The sequence below is a fragment of the Corallococcus sp. CA053C genome, assembly GCF_003611675.1.
Taxonomy (GTDB): Bacteria; Myxococcota; Myxococcia; order Myxococcales; family Myxococcaceae; genus Corallococcus.
This window is the reverse complement of sequence record NZ_RAWA01000779.1, coordinates 1-1,301: the sequence shown is the minus strand read 5'-3', so window position 1 is coordinate 1,301 and position 1,301 is coordinate 1. Positions and strand designations below refer to the sequence as shown.

At 66.6% G+C, this 1,301-nt stretch carries 1 protein-coding gene; it reads right to left on the bottom strand.

The window, feature by feature from the left end; all coding sequences use genetic code 11:
• The coding region (locus D7V97_RS43070; RefSeq protein WP_233583617.1) for a polysaccharide lyase at window positions 1-828 on the bottom strand (828 nt) is incomplete at its 3' end.
• Window positions 829-1,301: the final 473 nt, after the last annotated feature.

Genomic DNA, 1,301 nt, shown 5'->3' with positions numbered 1-1,301 from the left:
GGTGACGGGCGCGTCGGGGGTCGTCGGGGCCTCGGCCACCGGGGGCGGGGTGGTGTCACCCGTCGTGTCCGGCACCGGCGTGGTGGTGTCCGGCGCGGGCGCTTCCACGGGCACGGGCGCGGGGGGCATCACGTCCTCCAGCGTCGAGGCCATGGTGAAGCCGTCGTGGTAGATGGCCCCTTCGGGCTTGATGGCGTCGTCGCGGTACAGACCCATCTTCAGGTAGTTCAGCTCCTTGCCGAACTGGTTGGCCCCGTAGGTGCGCGGCAGCGCCAGCTTGCCGTTGTGGTACAGCTCCACGAAGCCGACCTTCTTGTCCGCCGACCACTTCACGTGCAGCACGAAGTCGTGCCAGTTGCCCTTGTCGATGGACGTCTGCCACAGCACGGGCATGGTGTTGCCGCCCACGCGCAGGTTGATCTTGTCCCCGCGCACGAAGAACTCCAGCGGCGGCGAACCACAGCAGCCTTCCTGGTGCCACTGGGTGATGACCTGCCAGGAGTCATGGACGGGGTAGTTGTTCGGGAACAGGGTGCTCCACTTGTAGAAGTACTCCTTCCCCTGCGTCTCATGGGTCAGGTACAGCAGCTCGTTGCGGTTGCCGCTGGCGTTGATGGGGTCATCGCCCTGCTTCACGATGGCCTTGAGGGCGTACTTGCCGTCACGCACCACGTCCGTCACGACCTGCAGACGGCTGGAGGCAACGCTCTGATCCCGGGTCCACTGGGACGTGTTGCCGGTCTCGAAGTCGCCCTTCCAGAGGATGCCCGCGGAGGCGAGGGCAGGCATGAGGGAGGCCGCGGCGACGAGTCGAAGGAGTTGCTTCAAACAGGAGTTCCTTTCGGTCCGGGTTGGGCGGAGGGGACACGCGGCGCGCGAAACTCCTTCCCGCACGTCCTCGCCTGCCAACCCCCTGTCACTCGCGCGCTCCCTGGGACGCCTGCTAGGGCAACAGGGAGTCGGGGCCCTGCCGCCCGCCACTTCCCCAGGCATGCCAAAGCGCGTGATTCCGGGTGGATGCGGGCCCTCAAACGTTCCCGTGAGAGCAGCCGTCCAGGCGGGCACCCGACCGTCATCCCCCCAACGGCCTGACGGCCCGGCGCCCTGTCCTTCCCTCGCATCCAACGCGGGAAGTGGGGGGATTTCTCAAGATCGGCCGTGCTGCCCGTCTATTGAATCGTGTGGAGCGAAAAACATCCGACGTGTCTGAATTCTCACCGCCTTGCTACCCACCGCGTCATGGGACGCCTGGAGGGTGGGGGCGAGGCCAGGTCGGCGTTCGTCGGGGGTTGGTGTAGAAC